A 26133-nucleotide genomic window follows, 5' to 3' on the forward strand; every position below is an offset into this window, starting at 1 on the left:
CGATTATGGGATCTATCACCTCTTTCATTCCCCGCCTTTCTGCGGGCGTCGCCACCATGCGCGCCCGGATCGGGCAACGCCTGCACAACCGCTCCGCCCACGACCTGCCGCGCCCCGTGCGCCTTTATCGCCCGGACGCCATGGGCATGGCCTATCTCTGGCTCGACGCCGCCGACGGCATGATCACGCTCAAGGTCGGCAATCTCGGCCACCCGGCCGAATCCGCGCATTACGATGCCGCGCACTGGCCGCGCATCCGCGACCATCTCGAGCATCTGCGCGATATGGGCTTTGCCGAGATCCCCGCCAGCGAAATGGCATACCTGCAAATCACCTGTCCCGTCACCGGCGAGAGAAGCGACGCCAACGATCTCGCCCGCCGCGACGCGCTGCTCGACCATGTCGCGGGTTTCCTCGCCGAGACCGGTCAGGGCGGCTGGGCCGATTCGACAACCGGCGAGGGGAGGATGGAAATCGGCTTTCACGTCGTCGATTTCGACATTGCCCACGCCACGCTGACCGATCTGCTTGATGCGGGCACCTTCGGCGACGATCTTTCGATCCTGCGCCATGGCGAACCGGCGTTCGACAACGATCCCGGCGATGTCGAACCGCCGTTCGACAACCACGCCGCCGATCCCGAGGCGGAACTCCATGATTCCGCCGCACAACCGGCCCGCGTCCGGCCCCGGCGCGTCACGCAGGATCGCTTCGGCGACCTCGCCCCGGCGTCCTGATCCCCCTTCAGGGCAACCGCCCTCGCACCGCCGGCGCGCATCGCGCACATCTCCCGTCCGCCGCCGATCCGCCCTTGCACGTGGGGCCGCGTTGTCTATAACCCACGACAATTTGCGCCACATGATGCCCGGGGATGCGACATGCCGAAAAGAACCGATATCAAGTCGATCATGATCATCGGGGCGGGGCCGATCATCATCGGCCAGGCCTGCGAATTCGACTATTCCGGCGCCCAGGCCTGCAAGGCCCTGCGCGAAGAGGGTTACCGCGTCATCCTCGTCAACTCCAACCCCGCCACGATCATGACCGACCCGGGGCTGGCCGACGCCACCTATATCGAACCGATCACCCCCGAAGTCGTCGCCAAGATCATCGAAAAGGAACGCCCCGACGCGCTCCTGCCCACCATGGGCGGTCAGACCGGCCTCAACACCTCGCTCAGGCTCGAGGAAATGGGCGTGCTGGAGAAATTCGGCGTCGAGATGATCGGCGCCAAGCGCGAGGCCATCGAAATGGCCGAGGACCGCAAGCTGTTTCGCGAGGCGATGGACCGGCTCGGCATCGAGAACCCCCGCGCCACCATCGTCACCGCCCCCAAGGATGACACCGGCCGTTTCGACCTCGACGCGGGCGTGCAGATCGCGCTCGACGCGCTCGAAGATATCGGCCTGCCCGCGATCATACGCCCGGCCTATACGCTTGGTGGCACCGGCGGCGGCGTCGCCTATAACCGCGATGATTACATCCATTACTGCCGCTCGGGCATGGACGCCTCGCCCGTCGGGCAGATCCTCGTCGATGAATCGCTCTTGGGCTGGAAAGAATTCGAGATGGAGGTCGTCCGCGACAAGGCCGACAACGCGATCATCGTCTGCTCGATCGAGAACGTCGACCCGATGGGCGTGCATACCGGCGATTCGATCACCGTCGCACCGGCGCTCACGCTCACCGACAAGGAATACCAGATCATGCGCAACGGCTCCATCGCCGTGCTGCGCGAGATCGGGGTCGAGACCGGCGGCTCCAACGTGCAATGGGCGATCAACCCCGAAGACGGCCGCATGGTGGTGATCGAGATGAACCCCCGTGTCTCGCGCTCCTCGGCGCTGGCGTCCAAGGCCACCGGCTTCCCGATTGCCAAGATCGCGGCGAAACTTGCCGTGGGCTACACGCTCGACGAGCTTGACAACGACATCACCAAGGTCACACCGGCCAGTTTCGAGCCGACCATCGACTATGTCGTCACCAAGATTCCCAAATTCGCCTTCGAGAAATTCCCCGGCTCCGAACCCCACCTCACCACCGCGATGAAATCCGTGGGCGAGGCCATGGCCATCGGCCGCACCATCCACGAAAGCCTGCAAAAGGCGCTCGCCTCGATGGAATCCGGCCTCACCGGCTTTGACGAGGTCACGATCCCCGGCGTCGGCGTCGATCACTGGTCGACCGCCCCCGAAAAGGCCGCGGTGATCAAGGCGATCAGCCAGCAAACCCCCGACCGCATGCGCACCATCGCACAGGCCATGCGCCACGGGCTTTCCAATGACGAGATCCACGCCGTCACCATGTTCGACCCGTGGTTCCTCGCCCGCATCCGCGAAATCGTCGAGACCGAGAAAGAGGTGCGCGCCGCCGGGCTGCCGACCGACGAATCCGGCCTGCGCAGGCTCAAGATGATGGGCTTTACCGACGCGCGGCTGGCCAACCTCACCGGGTTCACCGAATCCGACGTGCGCCGCGCCCGCGTGACCCATGGTGTCACCGCCGTGTTCAAACGCATCGACACCTGCGCCGCCGAGTTCGAGGCCCAGACCCCTTACATGTATTCCACCTATGAATCCCCCGTGATGGGCGACGTGGAATGCGAGGCCCGGCCATCCGACCGCAAGAAGGTGGTGATCCTCGGCGGTGGTCCCAACCGCATCGGCCAGGGGATCGAGTTCGATTATTGCTGCTGTCACGCCTGTTTCGCGCTCACCGACGCGGGTTACGAGACGATCATGATCAACTGCAACCCCGAGACGGTCAGCACCGATTACGACACCTCCGACCGGCTCTATTTCGAACCGCTCACCTTCGAGCACGTGATGGAAATCCTGCGCGTCGAACAGGACAACGGCACGCTGCATGGCGTCATCGTGCAGTTCGGCGGCCAGACCCCGCTCAAGCTCGCCAACGCGCTCGACGCCGAGGGCATCCCGATCCTCGGCACCACGCCCGACGCCATCGACCTTGCCGAAGACCGTGAACGGTTCCAGGCCCTCGTGAACCAGCTTGGCCTCAAGCAGCCGAAAAACGGCATCGCCTCGAGTGACGCACAGGCGCTGGCCATCGCCGAGGACATCGGCTTCCCGCTGGTCATCCGCCCCTCCTACGTGCTGGGCGGGCGCGCGATGGAGATCGTGCGCGACATGGACCACCTCACCCGCTACATCTCCGAGGCCGTGGTGGTGTCGGGCGATAGCCCGGTGCTGCTCGACAGCTATCTTTCGGGCGCGGTCGAACTTGATGTCGATGCGCTCTGCGACGGCACATCGGTGCATGTCGCGGGCATCATGCAGCATATCGAAGAGGCCGGCGTGCATTCCGGCGACAGCGCCTGTTCACTGCCGCCCTACTCGCTCTCCCGCGCGATCATCGACGAGATCAAGCAACAGACCAAGGCGCTGGCACTGGCGCTCGATGTCGTGGGCCTGATGAACGTGCAATTCGCGATCAAGCCCAATGACGCGGGCGAAGACGAGATCTACCTGATCGAGGTCAACCCCCGCGCCTCGCGTACCGTGCCCTTCGTGGCCAAGGCCACGGATTCGGCCATCGCCTCCATCGCCGCGCGGCTCATGGCGGGCGAACCGATGGAAAACTTCCCGCTGCGCGCGCCCTATGCCGCCGACGCCAAGCCCGGCACGCTCAAATCCGCCGACCCGATGACGCTGGCCGATCCCGACATGCCGTGGTTCTCGGTGAAAGAGGCGGTGCTGCCCTTCGCCCGCTTCCCCGGCGTCGATACCATCCTCGGCCCCGAAATGCGCTCCACCGGCGAGGTGATGGGTTGGGACCGCTCCTTCCCGCTGGCCTTTCTCAAGGCGCAGATGGGCGCGGGCGTCGATCTGCCCGCCTCGGGCCGCGTGTTCTTTTCGATCAAGGATGCCGACAAGACCGCGCAACTGGTGGAAACCGCGCAAATCCTTGTTTCACAAGGATTTTCCATCACCGCCACCTCCGGCACCGCCGCCTTTCTCGAAAGCCACGGCATCGCCTGCGACATGGTGAAAAAGGTCTATGAAGGCCGCCCCAACGTGGTCGACCAACTCAAGAATGGCGATATCGCCCTTGTCATGAACACCACCGAAGGCGCCGCCGCCGTCGCCGACAGCCGCGAAATCCGCTCGGTCGCGCTCTATGACAAGATCCCCTATTTCACCACCGCCGCCGCCGCCCACGCCGCCGCCCAGGCGATCCGCGCCCGCAGCGAAGACGAACTTTCGGTGCTCTCGCTCCAGGGGTAAGGCGCGGGCGCTTTATCGGTTCATCTCGATGCCAACGCCAGGGCAGCGCCCGACCCGAGGTGGGTCGGGCGCTGCCCGGACTGCAACCAATCAAACCCGGGCACACCCTCGGGTCAGGGCCGCATCGCCGCCATCCCGAACAGCATCGGCATGTATTGCATGAAATCGGGATAGCGCAGCGTGATCCCGTTCACCTCGATCTCGCGCCGCGTCACGTCCGGGCGTCCGACCTCCCATTCATGCGCACCCGCCCCGCCATCCTCGGCAAGGTTGCGCAGCACGATCAGGGCGGATTTCGCCATCCCGATCGCCGTGGCCTCGTCCGACCCGGGCCGCACCTGCGTCAACGTATCGTCAAGATAACCCAACAACCCGGGCATCCCGCTCATGCGCACCCGCAGATCCCCCTCATAGGGCGCAAGGCCAAGCACCTCGGTCGGATAAAACCGATATTGGCCACTCTGCGAGATTCGAAACAGATCGGTCTCATAGGTATTCTCGCCGGTGGCCACGTCCGGCACCGTCGCCGCCACGTAAAGCATCAAGGGCAGGACCAGTTCGACCGGCTCGCGCAGGTCGCGAATCTCCACATCCGTGAACAGGCGTTTCAGGAACCCGTCATTCAGCGCCGAAACCCGCGTCTGCGCCTGCAACACGTTCGGAAACCACGCCGCGATATGCGGCAACGCCTCGTCGGGAATGGTCGCGCCCGGCACGAACCGCCCGCCGCGCAGATCGGTTGCGAAATGCACCTCGCCCGCGTTCCGGTCGAACCCGGCAAGGCCAAAACTCATGCCCCACCTGTCGAACGCCGTCTCGAACGCCTTTTCCGTGGTGCTCTGCCCATCCCGGAACCGCTGCTCATAGGTTTCGACCCACACCGATCGCCCCTCGGTCGCGATCTCAAGCTTGCCAAACCCCACAAGCCCGTCGAGCAGCGGCGACACCGCCACCGGCCGCCCGCGCGGCGGATTGGCCAGGGTCATGGCCGCGGCCATCATGTCCGCCACCGGCAGGTTTCCGCCGCTCAGCCGGATCATCGCCTCCTCGACCTTCATCACGACGTCGGGAATGGCCTCCCTCTGATCGAGACCCGCGAATCGCAGCGCAACCTCCGCTCCACCCCAGTTGCGCGGCGCGACATCGCTCAACGCGGCCCGCACCTCCACGGACTCGGCCCGGAAATAACTCTCATCCGGGCGCCGCACATCCACCGCGCTCAGATCACGCCCCGACAGTTCCAACCCGACGCTGCCATAGCGGTTGCCCAGCAGGCTCTGACCCAGCACCTGCAACTGCGCCCCGCCATTGCGCATCGTCGCGCTCATCAGGACTTCGCGGATCACCGAATAGAGATCAACCGGCTCCTCCCCGTTGGCGGTCAAAAGCGCGCGCACCTCTCCCAACGCCACGTTCTGCGGCCCCATCCCCGTCACCGCCACCGCGTTGGCGGCAATCTCGAACCGGCTTTCCGTGTCCGCGCCATCCGGCTCCTTGATCACGTCAAACCCCAGCCGCCCGAGCGACACCTGCCCGCGATCCCCCTCACCGGGGCGAAAGCGCAGATCATCGGTCACCCATTGCAGGCTGGAATAAGACCGCGACCGGCTCGACCAGACACCATCCAGCGTCATCCCCGCGAATTCCAGCACCCCCATCCCCGGGAAATCGAGCCGCTCGGGAAAGCGCAACTCGGTCACGCGATAGGTCTCGTCGTCCAGCGGGGTCAGATGCAACGACACATCGCCCAACGGAAACAACCCCATCAGCGACGTATCGCCCAGCACCGCGCGAAACCCGTCGCCCTCTTCCGTCACCGTGACATCACGGGTCAGAAGCGGCCCCACGATGGTGATCGGCAACGGCGTCGACAGCGCCGACAACACGTCCGATCGCACCTTGTCCACCGATTGCGCCGCGAGTGCGACGGGCAGGACAACGAAAAAACATGCGGACAAGACAAATGCTCTGACACTCGCGAAGGCCATGGTGAAAACTCCTTTGAAAATCGACAGCCCGGGGGCGGTAATACCGATCCGCCACCCTCCATCATGTCGATTCACCGCCCGCTTGCAAGCCGCACATGCAAAGGGCGCGGACCGTCGCCGCCCGCGCCCCAAAATGCACGTCTGTCCGCAACCCGTTCAGCCGACGCTCAACCGCCCGTCAAGCCGCGCCCCCGCCTCGGCGCTGATACCGCCCCGGTCACGGATAAAGGCGATGATCTCGTTGCGGTAAACCAGCCCGGTATCCTTGTAATCGAGCCCGCGCAGATCCATCCCCTTGATCTCGCCCGCCACGCCCGCGCCGATGGCCTGCCCGTTCCAGGCCTCGGAAAACCCGCCCAGCCGGATATAGGTGTTGATCGCCACGCGGAACTTGCGCTCCAGCATCTCCTCGATGGGCCGCCCCAAGAGGGTAATCTCCTCGGCCCGGGTCTCACCCGCGCTGGCCCCCGGCTCGATACGATACCGCAACCCTTCCGAGAAATGCAGGAACCCGCGCGACACGAACCCAGCAAGGTCAAGCTCGGCTTCTTCCTCGGCCCGCACGATGCGCTTGGCGTTCGATTGCACCATGTCGCGGATCTGCGCGCCGGTCATCTCGGCCACATGCACCTGGTCGGCATAGGGCATCACGTCATACCACTGACCGAACGACAGCGGCCCATCGGCCACCCCCGACAGGATCGCCGTGGCATTGAACAGCGCCAGATCGACCGTACCATTGGGGAACTCGCCCGACCGCGCCACAAGCGCATCATTCATGAAGTTCAGAAGCGCGTTTTCCCTTCCATAGCGGTCGGCCATCACCGTTTCGGTGCTCACCGCGTCACCCGCCGTCACCATGCCGATGCTCTCGGCCAGCTTGCCCTTGAGCGCCTCGCGCAGCGGGTCGATATGCGCCGCCTCGAACGCCGCATCGTAATCGCCCGCCTGCTCCAGCGCGCCGAATGTCGGATCGTCCTCGGCCACCCGCTGATCGCGCGGCTTCACCGGGTGCAGCCCGACATGGGTGAACCACGCCTTGCGCCCCTGATCGGCCCCCACCGACATGGCAATCTCGCCAAGGTATTTGCCGTTGGCCTCGGCCTGCGTCATCAACACGCCCTGGATCACGTTATCGGGGTTCAATCCCTCGCCATTCAGCCGGTCATGCGAATGCCCGCCAATCAGGACCACCGGCTTGTCGGTCAATTCGCCCGCCGCGGCGGCAATGTCGAAATCGCCCTCGCCGATCATGCGCACCGCGCCCGCCTTGCCGCTGCGGCTCTGCCCGGTGCCGTATCCGCAATGCGACAGGATCACCACCACGTCGCTCACCTCGGCCAGCGCGGGCATCACGTTGCGGATCGCCTGCACCGGGCTGGCCACGTTCATGCCCGGATCGTCCGGCTGGCCGACGCGCGTATCGACCTGCGTGGTCAGCCCGACAAACCCGATGCGCAGCCCCTTCACCTCGCCCACGGCGGCGGCCACGTAATCGCGATCCCGCCTGAGATGCGCCGAGCCATGCACATTCGCCGTCAGCACCGGAAACGCTGCATCCTTCTCGATCCCGATGCGCAGCATCTCGGCCCCGCGATCGAACTCGTGATTGCCCAGAACCGCCACATCCACCCCGGCGGCCGAATTGACGCGATACCCGGCATCGGCGACATATTCCTCCGGCGACCAGCCCAGCAATTCGTCGAACACCGACCCGGTGTGATCGTCACCCCCCGACAGCAGCAGCACGATTTCATCCTCGCCCGCCGCCGCGCGCGCCGCGCTCACCCGCTTTACGATCTGCGCCATGCGGTGGGTGTCGCCCTTCTTGCCGTGCATATCGGTGATGTGGTTGTGCATGTCGTTGAAATGCATCAGCCGCAGAACCCGCCGCGTGCCCGGCTCCAGAACCGGGGCAGGCACCGGGTTGCCCGCTTCGGTCACGATACGGGAAATCGGACCGGCCAAGGGATCGCCCTTGAGCACGAACAACCGCTCGAACCGCCCCGCCGGGTTCGGCTCTGCCGGCACCATCAAAAGCTCGCCCGCCCCCGCGCTGGCATTGACACGAAAGCTCAGCATCGAGGTAAAGGCGGCCACGCTGGCCGCACCCGCGGTCAGAAAGCCACGCCGGTTCAGGTTCGTTCGGGAAAAGCGCATCGAAAACCCCATCTGGTTTGTAAGTGATGGGTGCGCGCTAAGGGGCGGATACGACGCTCCGACAAATGATAGGTGAATTTTTCATGAAGGGCGCGCCCGCAAGCCATCACGCCCGCCCGATTTTTCGCAGAAAAATCGTCTTTCGATCCACAAGGCACGGCTGAACCGCGCGCCCCGTTAATCTTAACCTTATCTCAACACTTCGCCGTCACCCGGCAGCCGGATGTCAGCCGGGCAGCAGCCGGGAGTCACCCCCCCACGAAATCGCCGGATCGAAATCCTTGACGCGCGGGGATCGGCCGACCTCACTTGGCCAGCTTTTCCTCCAGCGCGGCAATGCGCGTCTTCAACGCCTCGTTCTCCTCGCGGGCCTTCTGGGCCATCGCGCGGACCGCGTCGAACTCTTCGCGGGTGACGAAATCGCGATCGGCCAACCACCTGTCGACAAAGGATTTCATCGCCGTTTCGGCCTCGTCCTTGGCGCCCTGCGCCACGCCCATCGCGTTGGTCATGAGCTGGCTCATGTCGTCGAGAATCTTGTTGCGGGTCTGCATCGGAACCCCCTTGGGAAAATGTTTTGACGTTGCGTTCCTATATGGGGGCGTCCCCCCCGAACCGCAAGCTTGACTTGCCCCCCGTTCCAGCCCCAAAACGGAGCCCATGAGCGCCCTGATCCCCTTCCCCGACATCTCGCCCGAGATCTTCACGATCACGGCATTCGGCATAGATTTTGCGTTACGCTGGTATGCCCTCGCCTATATATTGGGGATCATCATCGCGTGGCGATTGACCCTGCGCGCCCTGCGCCGCGCCGCGCTCTGGCCCGGCGACACCCCGCCGATGCGCCCCGAACAGCTCGACGACCTGCTCACATGGATCATCCTGGGGGTGATTCTCGGTGGGCGACTGGGCTACGTGATCTTCTACAACCCGGGTTACTTCATTGAAAACCCTGCACAAATCCTGATGGTCTGGCAGGGCGGCATGTCCTTTCACGGCGGTTTCCTGGGCGTCGCCCTCGCCGTCTGGCTCTTCACCCTGCGCCACCACCTCCCCAAGCTCTCCACCGCCGACGCCATCGCCCTCGGCGTGCCTTGGGGTCTGATGCTCGGGCGCATCGCCAACTTCATCAATGCCGAGCTTTGGGGAAGGCCCACCACCCTGCCATGGGGGGTCGCGTTCCCCGGCCATGCAGCACAGGATTGCCCTGATATTACAGGGATTTGTGCCCGCCACCCGTCGCAGCTTTATGAGGCAGCGCTCGAAGGTCTGGTGCTTGGATTGCTGCTCTTGTGGCTGGTCTGGCGGCGCGGTGCGTTCAAATCCCCGGGCCTCATTTCCGGCACGTTCTTCGCCGGATACGGCGCCGCGCGCTTTGTCGTCGAGTTCTTCCGCCAGCCCGATGCGCAGTTCGTCACGTTCGACAATCCCATGGGCCACGTGCTCCAGATCGGCGCGTCCGGCCTCACCATGGGACAGCTTCTTTCCCTGCCCATGCTGGCCCTTGGCCTTGGTTTGATTGCATTTTCCCGACGCTCGCGCGTGACATGAAGGAATTGGAAACCATTTTGCGCGACCGTGTTCTTGCGCAAGGGCCGATCCCTGTCGCGGATTTCATGGCGGAATGCCTGCTCAACCCGCGATTCGGTTACTACACCACGCGCGATCCGCTGGGCGCCGCTGGTGATTTCACCACCGCGCCCGAAATATCCCAGATGTTCGGTGAACTTCTGGGGCTGAGCCTGGCGCAAGCCTGGCTCGATCAGGGCGCGCCCACGCCCTTCACCCTGGCCGAGCTTGGACCGGGGCGCGGAACCCTCATGTCCGATATACTGCGTGCCACCCGCACCATCCCCGGCTTTCACGACGCCGCGCGAATCTGGCTGGTCGAGGCGTCGAGCACCCTGCGCGAAGCCCAGAAAACCACCCTCGCCACCCACGCGATCGAATGGACAGACCGCGCCGAATCCCTGCCCGATCACCCTCTTTTCCTTGTCGCGAACGAATTTTTCGACGCCCTCCCGATCCGCCAATTCATCCGCCAGGGCGACGGCTGGGCCGAGCGGTGCATCGGGCTCGACAACGGCCAGTTCGCCTTTGTCACAGCCCCGCCCACACCCGAATCCACGCTCTCCCATCGACTCCCCGACACGCGCAACGGCGACCTGGTCGAGGTCTCGCCCGACGCCCCCACCATCGCCCGAACCATCGGCGAAAAGATCGAGGTCCATGGCGGCGCCGCCCTCATCATCGACTATGGTGACTGGCGCAGCCTTGGCGACACGCTCCAGGCGCTGCACCGGCACGAAACGTCCAACCCTTTGGAAAAACTGGGGGAATCCGACCTCACCGCGCATGTCGATTTCGAGGTTCTGGCCATGGCCAGCCCGTCTGCGCACACGCGTCTCACGCCCCAGGGGGTCTTTCTCGAACGGCTCGGCATCGCCCAACGCGCCGAGGCACTGGCCGCCCATCTGGACGGGGAAAGCCTGCAATCCCACATCGCCGCGCATCGCCGGTTGACGCACCCCGCGGAAATGGGGACGCTCTTCAAGGTGCTGGGGCTTTATCCGAAATCCGCAACGCCTCCGCCGGGATTGGAACCATGACGCTGGAAGCCATCACATCGCCCCTGCTCCGCCCCGTGCGCCACGGGTTTTTCACCCGCAAGGGCGGCAGTTCCTCGGGCGTGTTCGCCGGGCTCAACTGCGGCCCCGGCTCCTCGGATCAGGCCGAGGCGGTGTCGATGAACCGTGCCCGCGTTGCGCATGAAATCAATGTCTTGCCCGAGAACCTCGTGACGCTGCACCAGGTTCATTCCGCCGATGTGATCACGCTGAGCGAACCACCCAAGACCCGCCCGCAAGCCGACGCGCTTGTCACGTCGACGCCCGGCCTCGCACTTGGCGTTCTGACCGCCGATTGCCAGCCGGTTCTCCTTGCCGATGCCGGGGCGGGGGTTGTCGGCGCGGCCCATGCCGGGTGGAAAGGCGCGCTTTCCGGCCTGTTGGAGGCGACCCTCGACGCCATGGAAGCCCTTGGCGCGACACGCGAAAACATCCATGCGGTGATCGGCCCAACGATCAGCCAGTCGGCCTATGAAGTCGGTCCCGAGTTTCTTGATCGCTTCCTTGCCGACGATCCCGGGAACAGTCGCTTCTTCGCCAACGGCACTGACGATCGTTATCATTTCGACCTGCCCGGTTACGGGCTGCACCGTCTGCGTGCGGCTGGCGTCGGGGATGCCGAATGGACCCGGCATTGCACCTATGCCGACCCCGTCCGCTTCTACAGCTACCGCCGCACGACACATGCGGGCGAGGCCGATTACGGACGCCTCATCTCGGTGATCCGCCTCTGACCGCCCGCCCCTGCCACAGCTTCGCCCCATTCCCGTCGGAAACAATCTCCTCATACTGGCCTGATTGGTCATGAAACCGGTGCATTTCCTGATGTTTCACCGCAATCCACCCGATCCCGCCCTGCGGCCCGAATGGCGTATCTTGGCTTGGCCAAACCCGCAAACTGCCCTTCCGGGGCCAAATCTTTGTCCGAATCCACAGGCAAAAAGAAGCCAACGAAAGCGCCGCAAAACGGCCAAGGCAGGAGATACGGCATGAAAAAGCAACCCAGTTGGATCAAATCGGTCATCGAAACCGCACAGCGTGAAACCACGGCCATGCCCTGGCAACGTGGAACCCGCCGCCAGGCCATGATCGCCAAGCGCCGCAACAGCACGCTCAAGACCCAGACCGCCTGACCCCATCAGGACCGGCAGCAGTCCTTGCCGGTCGCCCACGCTCACATGTAGGAACCGGGCCGCTTTTCAAAGCGGCCCGGTTTGTTTTCACGAATCGGATTGTGGCAAAATCTGCCACGGTAGGGAAACAATCCCGTGGTGTTCTGGAGAATTGATATGGGCTCATTCACCGATGTCCCGCATTCTTTGACAGTCCCGCAAAAACCCGGGCATTCTGAACTCGTAATTTAACAAGTCCTTCTGTCGTTGTCGGTGGGGGCCGACGCGGATGTGACCACCGCCGACAGGTGATACACATGACGACCCCTTCCAAGGCCGGATTTTCACCGGCCAGAGTGACGCATTCTCTCTCAACGGCGCGGGCTCTCTCACCCCGTCCCTCCCCCGCGCCGCGTCCCTCCTGCTCAACTCGACCCGAACAGTCTCAGCGCAACAAATCCCTCATGCGCAGGGTCGAGATCGCCGCATTGTCGCCCGATGGGTCCATCCGCCAATCCCAGCATATCGCCCCGGCTACAGCCGCGTTCGAAGGTGCGTTTTCCGCCTTTGCCCGCGGCACGATGATACAAACCACCGAGGGGCCATGCGCGATCGAGGATCTCAGCCCAGGCGACATGTTGGAGGTGGTGGATGAAAAGCCACAACCCGTAGTCTGGATCGGTTCCATGTCGCTCGTCCCCACCGCGCCGGTCGAGCGCCCCGAACTGACCCGCCTGACACGGATCATGGCCGACACGCTTGGGCTGTCGCGCCCGATGCACGACCTCGTGCTCGGCCCCGGGGCGCGGCTCTTGCGCAACCCTGTTGCGTTGCGCGACCTGACGACACAGACCCGGCTGCTGACACCGGCGCGGGTCTTTGCCGACGGGCTCAGCATTTTCGAGATCACGCCGCCGACGCCGGTCAAGCTCTATCACCTGTGCCTGCCGCGTCACGCGATCATCCTTGCCGGGGGTCTCGAAGTCGAAAGCTACCATCCCGGCAAATCGCTGCTGCGTGACATGGGTAACAACATGCGGGCGCTGTTCCTGTCGCTTTTCCCGCATATTTCCCAGCCTGACGATTTTGGCGCCCTGGCCTGTCCTCGGGCCGATCAGGCACCGCTCGGGCACCTCACGCCCGCCTGAGATGCCCCGCAATCGCCTCGATCAACTGCCCTTCGCCTTCGGCCAGACCGCCGGCAATCGCCGCGCCCGTCCTTGCGCCGGACCAGATCACCCTGTTCAGGGCAGCGCCCCCAGCCACAGCCAGACCGTCAGGATCGACAACGCCGTGCCGACAAGGACGCTCGACGCCGCCACCCTCTGCGCCCGCCCGTAAAGCGAAGCAAAGACATAGATGTTGATCCCCGGCGCCATCGACGCCGTCAGCACCGCCGAGCGGAATCCCTCCTGCCCAAGGTCGAACCATCTGCCCATCACCCAGACCACCGCAGGATGCAGTGCCAGCGCCGACAGGCAGACATAGAGAATGACCTTCATATCGCCTTGCGGGCGGTAGCGTACCAGCACCCCCCCCATCCCGAACAGCGCCACCGGAAGCGCCGCCCGCGTCAAAAGCTCGATCGCATCCATCGCGGCCACAGGCACCGGCACCGCCAACAGGTTGACAATAAAGCCCAGCCCGATCCCGATCACCAGAGCATTGCGGAACATCGCCCGCAGCACCGTTCCCGGCAGCCGGATCAACGATTGCCCGCGCGCCCGCGCGATCTCCATCGCGGTGATCCCAAGCCCGTAACAGAACGGCGAATGCACCGCGACAATGGCATAGTTCGGCCCCAGGGAATCCGCGCCAAAAGCGCGCTCGGTGATCGGCAGGCCCAACATCAACGAATTGGCAAACAGGCCGGCAAAACCGATGGCAACCGAATCCTCCCATTCCCGCCGGAACAGGAACCGCGCGCCCAGAAGACAGAACAGGAAACTTGCCGTCGATCCGGTATAGAAACTTACCAGAAGGCCGGTGTCGAACGTCTCGCCCAGATCGAGCCGGGCAATTGCCTGAAACAACAACGCCGGAAACACGAAATTCTGCGAGAACCGCATCAGCCCGTCGATATCCGCCGCGCTCAGGAACCCCCGCCAAACGGCGGCATAGCCAAATCCGATGACAAGAAAGACCGGCAGGATGACATCCAGAAGCGCCTGCATCGCTCAGCCCCCCGCCCCGCCCGTGACCGGCACGCAAGAGCCGGGCAAGGGCTGCGTCCTCGCTCTCATGCCGGAAAGCTCAGAACCATCCCGTCATAGGCCGGGGTGATATGCCCGGGCGTTTCCGCCTCAAGCGTCGCGTAATCGAGATCAATGTGCATGTTGGTCAGAACCGCACGTTTCGGTGCCGCCCGTTCGATCCAGCCCAGCGATTGCTCAAGATGCGAATGGGTCGGGTGCGGTGTGCGCCGCAACGCGTCGAGAATCCAGCAATCCAGCCCCTCGACCGCCTCCCAGGCGTTCTCGGTCATCTCTGCCACGTCCGGCAGATAGGCCAACCCGCCAATCCGGAAACCCAGCGCGTCGATCGCCCCGTGCCCCACCTTGAACGGGCTGAGCGTCACCGCCCCGCCCGCGCCTTCGATCACCACATCGCCCTTGATCGTGTGCATGTCGAGGATCGGAGGATAGGGGCTGTCCTCGGGCTGCACAAAGGCATAGCCAAAGCGCGAGAACAGATCGTTCTGCGTGTCACCATCGGCCCAGACCGGCAGGCGACGGCGCATGTTGAAGACGATCATCCGCAGATCGTCCAACCCATGCACGTGATCGGCATGGCTATGGGTCCAGATCACGCCGTCAAGCTCCCCCACCCCCGCGTCCAGCAACTGCTGGCGCAGATCGGGCGACGTGTCGATCAGAATGCGGGTGATCGCGTCGCCCTCGACCCGCTCGACCAGCATGGAACAGCGGCGGCGTTGGTTCCTGGGATTGGTCGGGTCGCACTCGCCCCAATGCCCGCCCAGCCGCGGTACTCCGCCCGACGATCCGCATCCCAGGATGGTAAATCGCATTTCGGCCATTACCGGGCGACCTCCTGCTGCACGGCCTTGGCGAACAACCGCTCGAAATTGGCCTCGGTCTGCGCCGCGAAGGCAGCATAATCCATCCCGAACACTTCGGCCCCCACCCGCGCCGTATGGGCGGTATAGGCAGGTTCGTTGCGCTTGCCGCGATGCGGCGGCGGCGCCAGATAGGGTGCGTCGGTCTCGACCAATATGCGCTCGACCGGCGCCGCGGCGAAAATCTCGCGTAATTCACGACTCTTGGGAAAGGCCGTGATGCCGGACATCGACAGGTAAAACCCCAGGTCGAGCGCGGCGCGGGCCAATTCGGCCCCGGACGAAAAACAGTGCATCACACAGGAATAGGCACCGTTGGCATATTCCTCGCGCAGGATGCGCGCCATGTCATCGTCGGCCGCGCGCGCATGGATGATCAGCGGCAGGCCGGTCTCGCGCGCCGCGGCAATGTGGATCCGCAGGCTCTCTTGCTGTACATCCGCGCTTTCGGAGGTGTAGTGATAATCCAGCCCGCTCTCGCCGATCCCCACGAATTTCGGATGCCCCGCCAGCGCGACCAATTCATCGACCGTCACCATCGGTTCTTCGGCCGCACTCATCGGATGCGTACCGGCCGCATAGAAGACCGGCGCATGCGCCTCGGCGATGGCACGGACCGCGGGTTCGTTGCGCAGCCGTGTGCAGATCGTCACCATCCGGTGCACCCCTGCCTGTGCAGCGCGCGCCACGACCTCGTCCAACTCCCCCTCGAAATCCGGGAAATCAAGGTGGCAATGGCTGTCGGTGATGTGCGCTTGCTCGGTCATGGCCTGTCTTTTCGGGGTCTAGCGCCCGGCGGTGTGCTGAATCCTGAAGACCGTATCAAGGATCAATGCAGCAGGGTCAAGATTGACGGCCCGTCCATGCCGCAACCGCGCGCCCAACGCATCGGCCAGATCCGCCCATTCCCGCGCCTTTCGCACATCCGGCGCAAGCCGCCCGAGCAGCTCCGCTTCGCCGCCCGCCGCCTCGGGCATCGGTGGCCGACCCGCCGCACCGGTTTTCGCAACGCGGGCGAGAAAGAGTTCGATCAGCCCGATCAGAAGATCGAGTTTCGTCTCGCCCCCCCGGGCCGCTGCCTCCTCGGCAAGGCGCAGCGCGTGTGCCCGGTTGATGCGCGGCAATTCCACGAACAGGTCGACCAGGGCCGCATAGCTGCCCACCCCTCCAAGATTGGCAAGCCGCACAGCCTCGCCAACCGATCCTGCCGAAAGCGCAACAAGCGCATCGCTCATTTCCGCGTCATCACCCAACACCAGCCCCAACGCCTCTTGCATGTCCTCGCTGCCCAGTGGCGAAAGCCGCAATTCGCGGCATCGCGACCGGATCGTCGGCAAAAGCCGCGAAGGCTGGTGCGAGATCAGGAAAAACATGGTGCGCGCGGGCGGTTCTTCCAGCAGCTTCAAAAGCCCGTTCGCGGCCTGCGTGTTCATCTCGTCGGCGGCATCCACGATCACCACGCGCCGCCCACCCTCGGTTGCGCTCAGTTGTGCGAAACGTGACAGCTCGCGGATCTCGTGTATCCGGATATCCTGGGAAAACCGTCCTTCAAGCCATGCCTTTTCGCGGTCCCGCTCGTTCGCCCCCGCGCCCCCGCGTCGGATGAGTTTGAGCCCCGGCTCCGAACCGGCCATGATCCTGCGCACCACCGGGTGATCGGGGTCTATGTCGATCCGGTCGGGCGCGGGCGCGGGATCGCCGAAAAGACCGGGTCCGTCATCCTCGGGCGTGGCCAGAAGAAACTTGGCCAGCGCCCATGCCAACGTCGCCTTGCCAACACCGCGCGGCCCGATCAACAACCATGCATGGTGCAACCGCCCGGAGCGATAGGCATCAAGAAACCCCGAAACCGCCGCATCCTGCCCGATGATCCGCGCCGCTTCGCGCGGGTGAGGTGCGCCCTCGATCCGGTCCGGCTCGACGAACTGGGCACTCTCCGTCATCGCAGATGCTCCAGAACGACCCGGGCAACATCCCCGGCCACCGTTTCGATGCCCCGACCCGCGTCAAGCACGCGGAAACGGTCGGGGAACTCGCGCGCAAGGTCGAGAAACCCCTGCCGCATCCGCGCCTGCAAATCCGCACCGAAATCTTCAAAGCGTTCCTCGGCGGTATTCCGCGCCTTGGCACGCGCGTGGCCAAGGCCCGGCTCCATGTCGAACAACAGCGTGAGATCGGCCTCGATCCCGATCATCAGCTTGTGCAACGCATCGACCTGCGCGCGCAGATCGCCACGGCTCAAGCCCTGATACATCCGTGTGCTGTCGACGAAGCGGTCGCAGATCACCACCTTGCCCGCGTCCAGTGCGGGCCGGATCGTTCGTTCAAGATGATCACGCCGCGCCGCCGTGAACAGCAGGATCTCGGTTTCCGCCGACCACCTGTCAGGATCACCTTCAAGGACCAGCGCACGAATTTCCTCGGCCCCGGGCGATCCGCCCGGCTCGCGCGTCAATACAACGTCGAAACCCTCCGCGCGCAGCCGGTCGGCCAGGTGACGCGCCTGCGTCGACTTGCCCGACCCGTCAATCCCTTCCAATGTTATAAATCTGCCGGAGTCACTCAAGACGCGCCCTCGGGCCCCTTGGTCAACCGATTGAGCAGAATTCCGGAAACCGTTTTCATACGAACCATGAAGCCACCCCGCGACACATCGCGATCGGCCACCAGCGGCACCCGCGTTTCTTCGAGCCCTTCAGGGCGAATAATCAACTGGGCCAGTTCCTGCCCCTTCTCGATCGGTGCGCGAAAAGGGCCGTCGTAGACGATCTCGGCCGGAACCGTTTCCCCGATCAGGACGGGCAAAAGCGTGGAGAAATCGTCTCGGGCAACCAGCCCGATCCGGGGCGCATCCCCCATCCAGACATCGGCCTCTGCCAGCACCTCGCCGGCCTTGAGAACCTGTCTTTCGGCGAATTGCCGAAACGCCCAATTGACGATGGCTTCGGCCTCTTCGGCACGGGCGCGGGCGGTTTCCAGCCCGGAAATCACGAAAATCACCCGCCGGTTGCCCTGCGCCGCCGATCCCGTAAGGCCATAACCCGCCTCCTGCGTGTGCCCGGTCTTGAGCCCGTCAACCCCGATTCCCAATCCCAAAAGAGGGTTGCGGTTCTGCACATTCTGCGGCGCGCGGTTATCGAAGGCGAATTCGCGTTCCGCGAACATCTTATAGAATTCGGGAAAATCGGTGATGATCCGGCCCGAGATCAGCGCAAGATCGCGCATGCTCATCCGGTGCCCGTCGGCGGGCCAGCCATTCGAATTCTTGAACGTTGAATTCGTCATCCCGAGTTGCTGCGCACGCTGGGTCATGTAACGCGCAAACCCGGCCTCGGTGCCATCCGGGCTCAGGGCCTCGGCGATGACCGCACAGGCATCGTTGCCGGACAAGACGATGATCCCGCGCAACAGATCCTCGACGCTCACCCGATCGGTCGTGTCGAGAAACATCGTCGAACCGCCATAACTCATCGCGTGGCGCGATACCGGCAGGCGCTCTTCGAGCGACAAGCGCCCGTCGCGGATCGCCTCGAAGGCAACGTAAAGCGTCATCAGCTTGCTCATCGACGCGGGTGGAAGCGGCTCATCCGCATTCTTTGAGAACAATACCGTGCCGGTCGTCTGGTCAATCACGAACGCAGACTTGGCCCGCGTTTCGAACGCGACGGCGGACGATGCGAAAATAGCGGCTGCAAAGAACCAGACGAGAAGACTGAAAAGAGAACGTGACATTGGCACCTCGGATCAGTTGTTCACGAAATATGCATCGGAAAAGCCCGCCGACTTGATCTTTTTCAAAAGCGCCGCACGTTCCGAGCTATTGGTCGCAGGGCCGACAAGGACCCGCCAGAAAGTCTTGCCCCTGAGTTCCTGCTTTTTCACAGTGGGCACCATGCCCGATTGACGCATCGCGACGGCGGTATTCTCGGCATTTTGCTCGACGCTGAAAATACCGATCTGGATGAAAGGTTTTTCCAGGCCCGAGGCCTTGGGCCGGGGTTTTGGTGAGGGCGCGGCAGGTTTGGCATCGTCCGTCTCGGCCGCAGCAGCCTCTCCCGCGACAGGGTCAAGCGTTTGCGTCTCGACAGTGTCGGGCGCATCGAGCGTTGCCTCGTCTTCCACATTCGCTTCTTGCGCCACTTCCTCACGACGCAGCGCCGTCACGTTAAGCTGCACAGGTTGACCGGCCAGCATCCCAAGCGCCTCGGCGGCATCCGACGACACTTGCAATCGCGGTCCCGGGTTCTCACGCTCGCGCCGGAACAGGGCACCAACGACGAACTTGTCGCTCGTGGTATTGCGGATGATCACCCGCTCTGGCTCCTTGACGTCGGGATGCGCCACCCAGACACCGCCCAGCGATGGCCGCCCATCCCAAAGCCCCGCTTCGGTGACCTGAAACGCCTCGGGCACTTCCACGTCGCGTTCGACGGTGCGCCCGCCCCCGCTGGCCGTGGCGGCAGATGCCGCCCCGTCCTGATCGGGCTTTTTCTGAAACAGATTGAATTGAACACCGTCCTCGCAGCCTGCAAGCGCAATCACCACGCCGAATGCAAATACGATGCGTCCGGCGCGACCCGGACCGATGCTCTTCATTTTCGCGAAACCCATGCCGATTCCTCTGCCCGCTCCGACCCCTTGCCCCGGTTCATCCGGTGTTTGGTCATGCCTGTCAAATCCCCCCGACGGCACCCCGCCCTGGAAAAGCGATTTCAGTGTAACCCGACAGCGCCGTCATGGAAAGTATGCGCCTTCCCTTGAGCGGGATTTCCCATCCCCGCGATCAGCGCAAGAAGCCATGGTGCTCGACAACCGCCACGAGGTCGGCAACCGACTGGTCAACCGTGCGCCCGGACGTATCCACCTGGGCCAATGCCTTCTCATAAAGCGGCTCACGACTCGACAGGATCGCTTCGAGCTGTTCCATGGCCTCGGCATTGCCCGCCATCGGGCGTTCGTCGCCCTGTTCACGCACCCGGCTCATATGTTCCTCGGGGGACGTTCGTATCCAGATCGTGTGGAAATGATTGAGCAGCAATCCGAATGTTTCGGGTTCGGCAACGATCCCCCCCGCCACGGCAAGGATCAGCGTATCGTGTTTCTCGATCACGCGGCGCACCGCCTGTGCCTCGAGATTGCGGTAACCGTCCTGCCCGTAGAATGCCATCACCTCTTCGATGGGCATACCGCTGTGATCCTCGATGTCGCGGTTCAACTCAACGAACGGGATGCCCAGGGCCTCGCCGCCCAACCGCCCAAGGGTCGACTTCCCTGCGCCCCGCAATCCGATCAGGCAGATCCGCTGGGCGCGGCTGGTCACGCTTTCGGTCGCATTCAGCTTTTCGAGAACCGCCTGCTGGACGTCGGAATTCGCGACCCGGAACAAACGCGCCACCCGTAGCGCATCCGAGGTCCACGGGTCTTCCTCTCCCACCAGCCATTCGATCCGATGACCGAGCGCGGTTGCGACCCGCTGCAACAACCCGATCGAAATGTTGCCCGCTCCTGCCTCGAGCTGCGCAAGATAGCGCGGCGAGACCCCCGATCTTTCCGACAGCACCCGGCGCGGAATGCCCTTGCGCTCGCGTGCCTTGCGCACACGCTCTCCCACACGCCTGAGCAACGCGTCAGCCGCACAGTCAGGAAGGGTGCCAGTGTCGGGTTGTGCCACCTCACCCCTGAAATTGGTGATCTCGGTCATTCACCACCCACAGGAAAAATAATGCACAAACGTTAGCCGCTCAACGGGTTCAAATCAATTGACACCGTCCGTTTCAGGCGTAGCTCTGCACTATTTTTCCGGCCACTCGACAATCAGGGGTTCGACCATCTCGCGGATTTCGGGCGGTGCCGCGCGCGACGTGAAGTCCTGAGACACGATGAAAACGCAGACGAACCGGCCCTCGAAACACAGATTTCCGTCCTGGTAACCCTCGACCCGAAACTCGATCGACTTGGAGCCAAGCCGGGTCGGCGCGACCTTGCAGATCAGCCTGTGACGCGGCGTGATCACGTGCCGGAAATCGAGGCTCATATGCACGAAAGGCGTGCCATAACCACGGTCCAGTTCCATCTGGAACCAGCCGTCCCCGCCGAGGTGATGCTCCCACCAGGCATTGATCGCATCGAGCGCCCAGTTGGGAATTCGCCCGGTGTAAGCAATCCTGGCCGGGTCGCAGTCGCCCCACGCGACGCGGATTTCGTGTTCAAAGGGCGGCAGGCCCGATTTCGTCTTCATGTTCAGTATGTTTCCACGTGATAGCGCCCTTCGCTGCGCATCACGTCACGCAGGCTGGCCCAAGGTTGTCCAATGCTTTCGGCGATGTTGGTCAGCGCGTGTTCCACACCTTCTTCCATCCCTTTGAGGCCGCATATGTAGATATGCGTAGCCGGGTCCGTCAACATCTCGGCCACCGCTTCTTCGCGGGCCATCATCCGGTCCTGCACATATTCCTTGGGCTCGCCATCCACGCGCGAATAGACCAGTTCCTGCCTCAGCAGGGTTTCCGGCACCTTCTTGAGCGGCCCGAAATAAGGCAGGCTTTCGGGGTTTCGGGCACCAAAGAACATCAGCATCCCACCCGACTTGCCGCCCACCGCGCGTTGGCGGCGCATGGTAAAGGCCCGCATCGGCGCGCTTCCGGTGCCGGTGCAGATCATCAAGAGCCGCGCCTCGGCGTCGTCGGGCAAAAGGAACGTCGCCCCGAACGGCCCGGTCAGATGCAGCTCGGCCCCCTTTTCAAGGTCGCAAATGTAATTCGAACACAATCCACCCGGCTCGCGCTTCACGGTCAGCGAGATGTTGTTGTAATTCGCCCTCTCGCCGTCGCGCGGGCTCGACACGGAATAAAGCCGCGGCAGATGCGGCTGGCCGTTCTCATCCTCACCCGGCGGGATGACACCCACGCTCTGCCCTTCCAGCACCGGAAAGGGCAGCCCCCCCAGATCGAGGATGATGTGGCGCACATCGTGCTCCGGATCATCGGTCAGCCGGTAATTGCCCTGCACCTTCGCCACGGCCGGTTTGCCCAGTGTGTAAAGGTTGATCGCGGGCTTGGCCGCCGATTTCGGCGCCACCGCCTTGCCACCGGCCCCCGAATGCGCCTCGGCCAGAAGGGCCGCCATCGCCTCGTCAAGGGCCTCCATCCCGGTCTCGGCCTCGCCCGGGCCCAGATCCTCCTGCGGCGGCAGTTCGGACCAGCTGAACTGCTCTTCCAGTGAATAGGGCGTATTCACCACCCGCCATTCGTCGATCGAGCCGGTGGGGCAAACCGGGATACAATCCATGCAGAAATTGCACTTGTCCGCATCCACCACGACATTCATGTCGTCATGGGTGATCGCCTCGATCGGACAGGTCATTTCGCAGGTGTAACAGCGAATACAGATTTCCGGATCGATCAGATGCTGTTTGACAGGTGTATTCATGCCGACTCGCGCGTGTCCTTCAGGATCAGTTCGGGAAGGGTCATGAGCTCGATCAGTTCCCTGCACATCCCCCGGCAGTTCTTGCACCCCACACAGGGCGCGCCCAGCCGGGCCAGCCGCTGGGCCAGCGCCCTGCTGCGCTCGGTTTCGCCCTTGCTTCTCGTGATACTGATAGCCATGGCCCATCTCCCTTTCGTCGCTGCCGGGACGCGTGTGCCACGTCCCGGCCGATACCGCCTTGCGTCAGATCAAGCCGCGCCTCACGCCATGTGCAGTTTCACATACTCGAAATCGCCCGGTTTGTTGTCGATCCCGACCTTGGGCGGCGCGATCCAGCTGGCGTACTTGCCCGGCTCGTAAACCGGCTTCATCAGCGACTGGATGTAATCGCCATCGGCATGGCTGGGCAGCCATTCCTTCATGCCCTCATCATATTCGGCACCCGTGATGAACCGGCCCTCCGGGTCGATCAGCTTGTCGGCAAAGACGCCGATCTTGCGGTGGAACGCCTCGTGCGGCAGCTTCAGTTCGAAATCGATTCCGGCCTTCTCGATGATCTTGTTCCAGCGGCCCACGCCACCCGCCGCGTCGCGGGTATAGTCGTCGCGCAAGCGCATGTTGATCGCGGTCAGCGCCGGCACTTCTTTCTGCACCACCTTGCCATCGACGATATCCCACACCGTGTAGGTGTCGTTCTTCAACCTGTGATCGTCGGCCAGCCGGTTTTCCTGGTACCGCCCCTTGATGCCCGCGTTGAAGGCATTGGCGGCGTTGGTCGACACCTCCTGCCCGAAAAGATCGAGCGAGAGCGTGTAATGCAGGTTCAGCTTCTTCTGGATCAGCGGCAGGTCGATCACGCCCAGCGCACGGATGCGGTCGGTTTCATACGGGTCTTCAATGCCGTTTTCCTTCATCACCTCACAGGTGCGCTGGATCGTCCGACCAACGCCGGTTTCGCCCACGAACATATGGTGCGCCTCTTCGGTCAGCATGAATCGGCAGGTGCGCGACAGCGGGTCAAACCCCGATTGCGCAAGCGATTCAAGCTGCATCTTGCCGTCCCGGTCGGTGAAATAGGTGAACATGAAGAAAGACAGCCAGTCCGGCGTTTCCTCGTTGAACGCACCTAGCATCCGCGGCGCCTCTTCGCTGCCCGACTGGCGGCGCAACAGGTCATCGGCCTCTTCGCGCCCGTCCCGTCCGAAATACTTGTGCAGAAGATAGACCATCGCCCACAGGTGGCGGCCCTCCTCGACATTGACCTGGAACAGGTTACGCATGTCGTAAAGCGACGGCGCGGTCAGCGCCAGAAGCCGCTGTTGCTCGACCGATGCAGGCTCGGTATCGCCCTGGATCACGATCAGCCGTTTGAGCATGTTGCGATACTCGCCCGGCACCTCCTGCCAGGCCGGTTCGCCCGCGTGCTCGCCACAAGGTATGCGCCGGTCCTCGACCTGCGGCGCCAGCAGAACACCCCAGCGATATTCCGGCATCTTCACGTAATCGAACTTGGCCCAGCCCTTGGGATCGACCGAAACGGCGGTGCGCAGGTAAACCAGCGATTCCTGGAAATTCTGCGGGATGAGCTTGTTCCACCAGTCGATATAGCCCGGGTGCCATTTCTCCAGCGCCTTGAGTACCTTCTTGTCCGAGCTCAGCCCCACATTATTGGGGATCTGGGTGTCGTAACTCACATTGATCACGTCGAGCATGTCATTCCTCCTTGTCGCCGGGTTGGCGAGGTGAATACGCCCCACGCCCGGATTTGCTATGAACCAGGGCTCGGCCCGGCCCATCATTCATCACACACGTTCCATGTTGTAATCGCCGCGCACACCGCTGCCATACCGTTGCAAGGCTCCGTCCGGACCGACTGCGTTCGGACGGTTGAAGATCCAGTTCTGCCACGCGGTCAGACGGCCAAAGATGCGGGTCTCCATCGTCTCCGGCCCGGTAAAGCGCAGGTTCGCCTCCATGCCGGTCATCGCATCGGGGCTGAAACTCGCGCGCTCCTCCATGAAGATGCGGATCTCGTCCTCCCAGTCGATGTCATCGAGGATATAGGTCACGAGGCCAAGCTCATCGGCCTCTTCGGCCTCCAGCGCCTCGCCGATCTGCGCCCGCGCCGCCTCGACCGACGCCTCGTCACCGATGAACCGCGTCGCAAGGCGGCTCAGATCGTTCCCCATCGGGTATTGCCCGAAATTGCTCTGCGATAGCGTCACGCTCGCCATTGGGCGATTGTCGCCCTCGAACTCGTCTTCCATCATGTAGGATCGGTCCACCGCGAACAGAAGCTCGGCCAGAACCCCGGCGAAACACGACCCGTGCTCGACCAGCGCCACAAGGCTGCGCGAGGTCACATCGACCCGCTTCAACACCCGCTTCCACAGTTGCAGAACCTCGTTGGCCAGCCAGTGATCGCGATTGTCCAGCAACAGCGCCTCGTGCGCCATCACCTGTGCCGGGTCTCCTTCGGTGCGGATCGCCCACAGGCCCAGCTCCATCTCGTTGAGCCGCAGATGCAAAATCGCATCGTCCAATTCACGTGCCGCGCGCAGCATCCATGCCTCGGCGCCCTGCGCGACAAACGCATCCATATCCGCAGGCGCGTCACCCTCCGGCCCCTTCACCGTGATCGTCGCCTTGCGCCCCTTGCGGTCAAGCTCGACCTCGACCGTCGAATAGGTCACCGCGTCCGCCCCGATCTCGCGCTTGAGCGGGGTCAGCGAGATCCCCGTCACGTCATCCGGCCGGGGCGATGCGGCGGCGAATTCGCGCGCCCGCTCGGCCACCGTGTCGTCAAAGCGCGAATTCGGCACCACCTCGTCAACCAGCTTCCATTCCTTGGCGCGCTTGCCGCGAATGCCCTCTTCCATGGCACAGAACACATCGGCCCGGTCGCGCCGCATCTGTCGCTTGTCCGTCACCCGCGTCAGGCCGCCCGTGCCCGGCAGCACCGCCAGAAGCGGCACCTCGGGCAGCGCCACGTTCGACGTGCTGTCATCGGTCAACATGATGTAATTGCAGGCCAGCGCCAGTTCGTATCCACCCCCGGCGCACGATCCCTTGATGGCGGCGATGTATTTCTGCCCGCTATCGGCCTCGGCTGCCTCGTAAGTGTTGCGAGTCTCGTTGGTGAACTTGCAGAAATTCACCTTGTGGGAATGCGCCGCGCCGCCCAGCATGCGGATATTCGCCCCGGCGCAGAACACGTTGTCCTTGCCCGACCGCATCACCACCACCTTGACCTCGGGATGCTCGAACCGCATCCGCTGCACGATATCGCTCAACTCGATATCGACACCGAGATCATAGGAATTGAGCTTGAGTTGATAGCCCTCGAACAGCCCGCCATCCTCGTCCACATCCATGTAGAGATTGGCGACGGGGCCGTCATACTCCACCCGCCAATGGCGGTATTTCGACGGGTCGGTCTGAAAGTCGATCATCTTCTCGGTCATTCGCGCTCACCCCTTTCGGGGCCTCCCTGTC

At 63.5% G+C, this 26133-nt stretch carries 23 protein-coding genes; 7 read left to right on the forward strand and 16 right to left on the reverse strand.

All coding sequences use genetic code 11. The annotated features are described in order from the left end of the window. Positions 1–5 precede the first annotated feature (5 nt). Positions 6–737, forward strand: a complete 732-nt coding sequence (locus tag FLO80_RS10090; RefSeq protein WP_111367961.1) for a hypothetical protein — start codon at positions 6–8, stop codon at positions 735–737. 141 nt (positions 738–878) lie between these two features. Further along, positions 879–4247 carry a carbamoyl-phosphate synthase large subunit gene (gene carB, locus FLO80_RS10095; RefSeq protein WP_111367963.1) on the forward strand — a complete coding sequence of 1123 codons (3369 nt, stop codon included), beginning with the start codon at positions 879–881 and terminating at the stop codon, positions 4245–4247. A 113-nt stretch (positions 4248–4360) separates the two neighbouring features. Here the strand turns inward: carB and FLO80_RS10100 are convergent, their stop codons facing one another. The 3 genes from FLO80_RS10100 to FLO80_RS10110 form a co-directional block, all read right to left on the reverse strand. Further along, entirely contained in the window at positions 4361–6205 is a 1845-nt protein-coding gene (locus FLO80_RS10100) for a hypothetical protein (protein ID WP_188078261.1), read from the reverse strand. Between the two features lie 186 nt (positions 6206–6391). Further along, on the reverse strand, positions 6392–8395 hold the full coding sequence (locus FLO80_RS10105) for a bifunctional metallophosphatase/5'-nucleotidase (protein WP_111368200.1): 2004 nt from the start codon (positions 8393–8395) through the stop codon (positions 6392–6394). A 305-nt stretch (positions 8396–8700) separates the two neighbouring features. Next, positions 8701–8949 (reverse strand): accessory factor UbiK family protein, encoded by a 249-nt coding sequence (locus FLO80_RS10110; RefSeq protein WP_111367967.1) that lies wholly within the window; start codon positions 8947–8949, stop codon positions 8701–8703. A gap of 106 nt (positions 8950–9055) precedes the next feature. Here FLO80_RS10110 and lgt point away from each other — a divergent pair, with 106 nt between their 5' ends. The 5 genes from lgt (at position 9056) to FLO80_RS10130 (ending at position 13282) form a co-directional block, all read left to right on the forward strand. Further along, positions 9056–9946, forward strand: coding sequence for a prolipoprotein diacylglyceryl transferase (gene lgt / locus FLO80_RS10115; protein ID WP_111367969.1), 891 nt, complete (start codon positions 9056–9058; stop codon positions 9944–9946). Beyond that, positions 9943–11004, forward strand: a complete 1062-nt coding sequence (locus FLO80_RS10120; protein ID WP_111367971.1) for a class I SAM-dependent methyltransferase — start codon at positions 9943–9945, stop codon at positions 11002–11004. Before lgt ends, FLO80_RS10120 begins: the two co-directional genes overlap by 4 nt. Then, the gene (pgeF, locus tag FLO80_RS10125) at positions 11001–11756 is read left to right on the forward strand and encodes a peptidoglycan editing factor PgeF (RefSeq protein ID WP_111367973.1); all 756 of its coding nucleotides are present in this window, start codon (positions 11001–11003) and stop codon (positions 11754–11756) included. The genes FLO80_RS10120 and pgeF overlap by 4 nt, the downstream gene beginning before the upstream one ends. A gap of 255 nt (positions 11757–12011) precedes the next feature. Next, positions 12012–12155 (forward strand): hypothetical protein, encoded by a 144-nt coding sequence (locus FLO80_RS22855; protein ID WP_188078262.1) that lies wholly within the window; start codon positions 12012–12014, stop codon positions 12153–12155. A gap of 443 nt (positions 12156–12598) precedes the next feature. After that, complete coding sequence (locus FLO80_RS10130) at positions 12599–13282, forward strand: Hint domain-containing protein (protein WP_111367975.1); 684 nt, start codon at positions 12599–12601, stop codon at positions 13280–13282. Positions 13283–13378: 96 nt separating this feature from the next. On the opposite strand, the gene FLO80_RS10135 is transcribed toward FLO80_RS10130, so the two are convergent. The 13 genes from FLO80_RS10135 to boxC form a co-directional block, all read right to left on the reverse strand. After that, positions 13379–14308, reverse strand: a complete 930-nt coding sequence (locus tag FLO80_RS10135) for an AEC family transporter (RefSeq protein ID WP_111367977.1) — start codon at positions 14306–14308, stop codon at positions 13379–13381. Between the two features lie 65 nt (positions 14309–14373). Then, the gene (locus FLO80_RS10140; RefSeq protein WP_111367980.1) at positions 14374–15171 is read right to left on the reverse strand and encodes an MBL fold metallo-hydrolase; all 798 of its coding nucleotides are present in this window, start codon (positions 15169–15171) and stop codon (positions 14374–14376) included. Further along, positions 15171–15977 carry a TatD family hydrolase gene (locus FLO80_RS10145; protein ID WP_111367982.1) on the reverse strand — a complete coding sequence of 269 codons (807 nt, stop codon included), beginning with the start codon at positions 15975–15977 and terminating at the stop codon, positions 15171–15173. Before FLO80_RS10145 ends, FLO80_RS10140 begins: the two co-directional genes overlap by 1 nt. An 18-nt stretch (positions 15978–15995) precedes the next feature. After that, on the reverse strand, positions 15996–17153 hold the full coding sequence (locus tag FLO80_RS10150; protein WP_111367984.1) for a DNA polymerase III subunit delta': 1158 nt from the start codon (positions 17151–17153) through the stop codon (positions 15996–15998). Then, positions 17150–17776, reverse strand: coding sequence for a dTMP kinase (tmk, locus tag FLO80_RS10155; RefSeq protein ID WP_111367986.1), 627 nt, complete (start codon positions 17774–17776; stop codon positions 17150–17152). Before tmk ends, FLO80_RS10150 begins: the two co-directional genes overlap by 4 nt. Beyond that, the gene (locus FLO80_RS10160; RefSeq protein WP_111367988.1) at positions 17773–18942 is read right to left on the reverse strand and encodes a D-alanyl-D-alanine carboxypeptidase family protein; all 1170 of its coding nucleotides are present in this window, start codon (positions 18940–18942) and stop codon (positions 17773–17775) included. Before FLO80_RS10160 ends, tmk begins: the two co-directional genes overlap by 4 nt. Positions 18943–18954: 12 nt before the next feature. Continuing rightward, positions 18955–19821, reverse strand: a complete 867-nt coding sequence (locus FLO80_RS10165) for an SPOR domain-containing protein (protein WP_246156645.1) — start codon at positions 19819–19821, stop codon at positions 18955–18957. Positions 19822–19993: 172 nt separating this feature from the next. Then, a complete protein-coding gene (locus FLO80_RS10170; protein ID WP_111367990.1) occupies positions 19994–20911 on the reverse strand; it encodes a helix-turn-helix transcriptional regulator in 918 nt (305 codons plus the stop codon). 90 nt (positions 20912–21001) lie between these two features. Further along, positions 21002–21448, reverse strand: a complete 447-nt coding sequence (locus FLO80_RS10175) for an acyl-CoA thioesterase (protein WP_111367993.1) — start codon at positions 21446–21448, stop codon at positions 21002–21004. Between the two features lie 2 nt (positions 21449–21450). Beyond that, positions 21451–22638 carry a benzoyl-CoA 2,3-epoxidase subunit BoxA gene (gene boxA, locus FLO80_RS10180; RefSeq protein WP_111367995.1) on the reverse strand — a complete coding sequence of 396 codons (1188 nt, stop codon included), beginning with the start codon at positions 22636–22638 and terminating at the stop codon, positions 21451–21453. Beyond that, positions 22635–22817: a hypothetical protein gene (locus FLO80_RS10185; RefSeq protein ID WP_111367997.1), complete on the reverse strand. Its 183-nt coding sequence runs from the start codon at positions 22815–22817 to the stop codon at positions 22635–22637. The genes boxA and FLO80_RS10185 overlap by 4 nt, the downstream gene beginning before the upstream one ends. 81 nt (positions 22818–22898) lie before the next feature. After that, the gene (gene boxB, locus FLO80_RS10190; RefSeq protein ID WP_111367999.1) at positions 22899–24350 is read right to left on the reverse strand and encodes a benzoyl-CoA 2,3-epoxidase subunit BoxB; all 1452 of its coding nucleotides are present in this window, start codon (positions 24348–24350) and stop codon (positions 22899–22901) included. Positions 24351–24440: 90 nt separating this feature from the next. Further along, a complete protein-coding gene (boxC, locus tag FLO80_RS10195) occupies positions 24441–26102 on the reverse strand; it encodes a 2,3-epoxybenzoyl-CoA dihydrolase (RefSeq protein ID WP_111368002.1) in 1662 nt (553 codons plus the stop codon). Positions 26103–26133 lie beyond the last annotated feature (31 nt).

The organism is Aquicoccus porphyridii (assembly GCF_008369105.1).
Lineage (GTDB): Bacteria > Pseudomonadota > Alphaproteobacteria > Rhodobacterales > Rhodobacteraceae > Aquicoccus > Aquicoccus porphyridii.

Excerpts from the sequence above, each read along its gene's own strand:
- FLO80_RS10090 (WP_111367961.1), top strand. The coding sequence starts at position 6 with ATGGGATCTATCACCTCTTTCATTCCCCGCCTTTCTGCGGGCGTCGCC.
- carB (WP_111367963.1), top strand. The coding sequence starts at position 879 with ATGCCGAAAAGAACCGATATCAAGTCGATCATGATCATCGGGGCGGGG.
- FLO80_RS10105 (WP_111368200.1), bottom strand. The coding sequence starts at position 8,395 with ATGCGCTTTTCCCGAACGAACCTGAACCGGCGTGGCTTTCTGACCGCG.
- FLO80_RS10110 (WP_111367967.1), bottom strand. The coding sequence starts at position 8,949 with ATGCAGACCCGCAACAAGATTCTCGACGACATGAGCCAGCTCATGACC.
- lgt (WP_111367969.1), top strand. The coding sequence starts at position 9,056 with ATGAGCGCCCTGATCCCCTTCCCCGACATCTCGCCCGAGATCTTCACG.
- FLO80_RS10120 (WP_111367971.1), top strand. The coding sequence starts at position 9,943 with ATGAAGGAATTGGAAACCATTTTGCGCGACCGTGTTCTTGCGCAAGGG.
- pgeF (WP_111367973.1), top strand. The coding sequence starts at position 11,001 with ATGACGCTGGAAGCCATCACATCGCCCCTGCTCCGCCCCGTGCGCCAC.
- FLO80_RS22855 (WP_188078262.1), top strand. The coding sequence starts at position 12,012 with ATGAAAAAGCAACCCAGTTGGATCAAATCGGTCATCGAAACCGCACAG.
- FLO80_RS10130 (WP_111367975.1), top strand. The coding sequence starts at position 12,599 with ATGCGCAGGGTCGAGATCGCCGCATTGTCGCCCGATGGGTCCATCCGC.
- FLO80_RS10135 (WP_111367977.1), bottom strand. The coding sequence starts at position 14,308 with ATGCAGGCGCTTCTGGATGTCATCCTGCCGGTCTTTCTTGTCATCGGA.
- FLO80_RS10140 (WP_111367980.1), bottom strand. The coding sequence starts at position 15,171 with ATGGCCGAAATGCGATTTACCATCCTGGGATGCGGATCGTCGGGCGGA.
- FLO80_RS10145 (WP_111367982.1), bottom strand. The coding sequence starts at position 15,977 with ATGACCGAGCAAGCGCACATCACCGACAGCCATTGCCACCTTGATTTC.
- FLO80_RS10150 (WP_111367984.1), bottom strand. The coding sequence starts at position 17,153 with ATGACGGAGAGTGCCCAGTTCGTCGAGCCGGACCGGATCGAGGGCGCA.
- FLO80_RS10160 (WP_111367988.1), bottom strand. The coding sequence starts at position 18,942 with ATGTCACGTTCTCTTTTCAGTCTTCTCGTCTGGTTCTTTGCAGCCGCT.
- FLO80_RS10165 (WP_246156645.1), bottom strand. The coding sequence starts at position 19,821 with ATGGGTTTCGCGAAAATGAAGAGCATCGGTCCGGGTCGCGCCGGACGC.
- FLO80_RS10170 (WP_111367990.1), bottom strand. The coding sequence starts at position 20,911 with ATGACCGAGATCACCAATTTCAGGGGTGAGGTGGCACAACCCGACACT.
- FLO80_RS10175 (WP_111367993.1), bottom strand. The coding sequence starts at position 21,448 with ATGAAGACGAAATCGGGCCTGCCGCCCTTTGAACACGAAATCCGCGTC.
- boxA (WP_111367995.1), bottom strand. The coding sequence starts at position 22,638 with ATGAATACACCTGTCAAACAGCATCTGATCGATCCGGAAATCTGTATT.
- FLO80_RS10185 (WP_111367997.1), bottom strand. The coding sequence starts at position 22,817 with ATGGCTATCAGTATCACGAGAAGCAAGGGCGAAACCGAGCGCAGCAGG.
- boxB (WP_111367999.1), bottom strand. The coding sequence starts at position 24,350 with ATGCTCGACGTGATCAATGTGAGTTACGACACCCAGATCCCCAATAAT.
- boxC (WP_111368002.1), bottom strand. The coding sequence starts at position 26,102 with ATGACCGAGAAGATGATCGACTTTCAGACCGACCCGTCGAAATACCGC.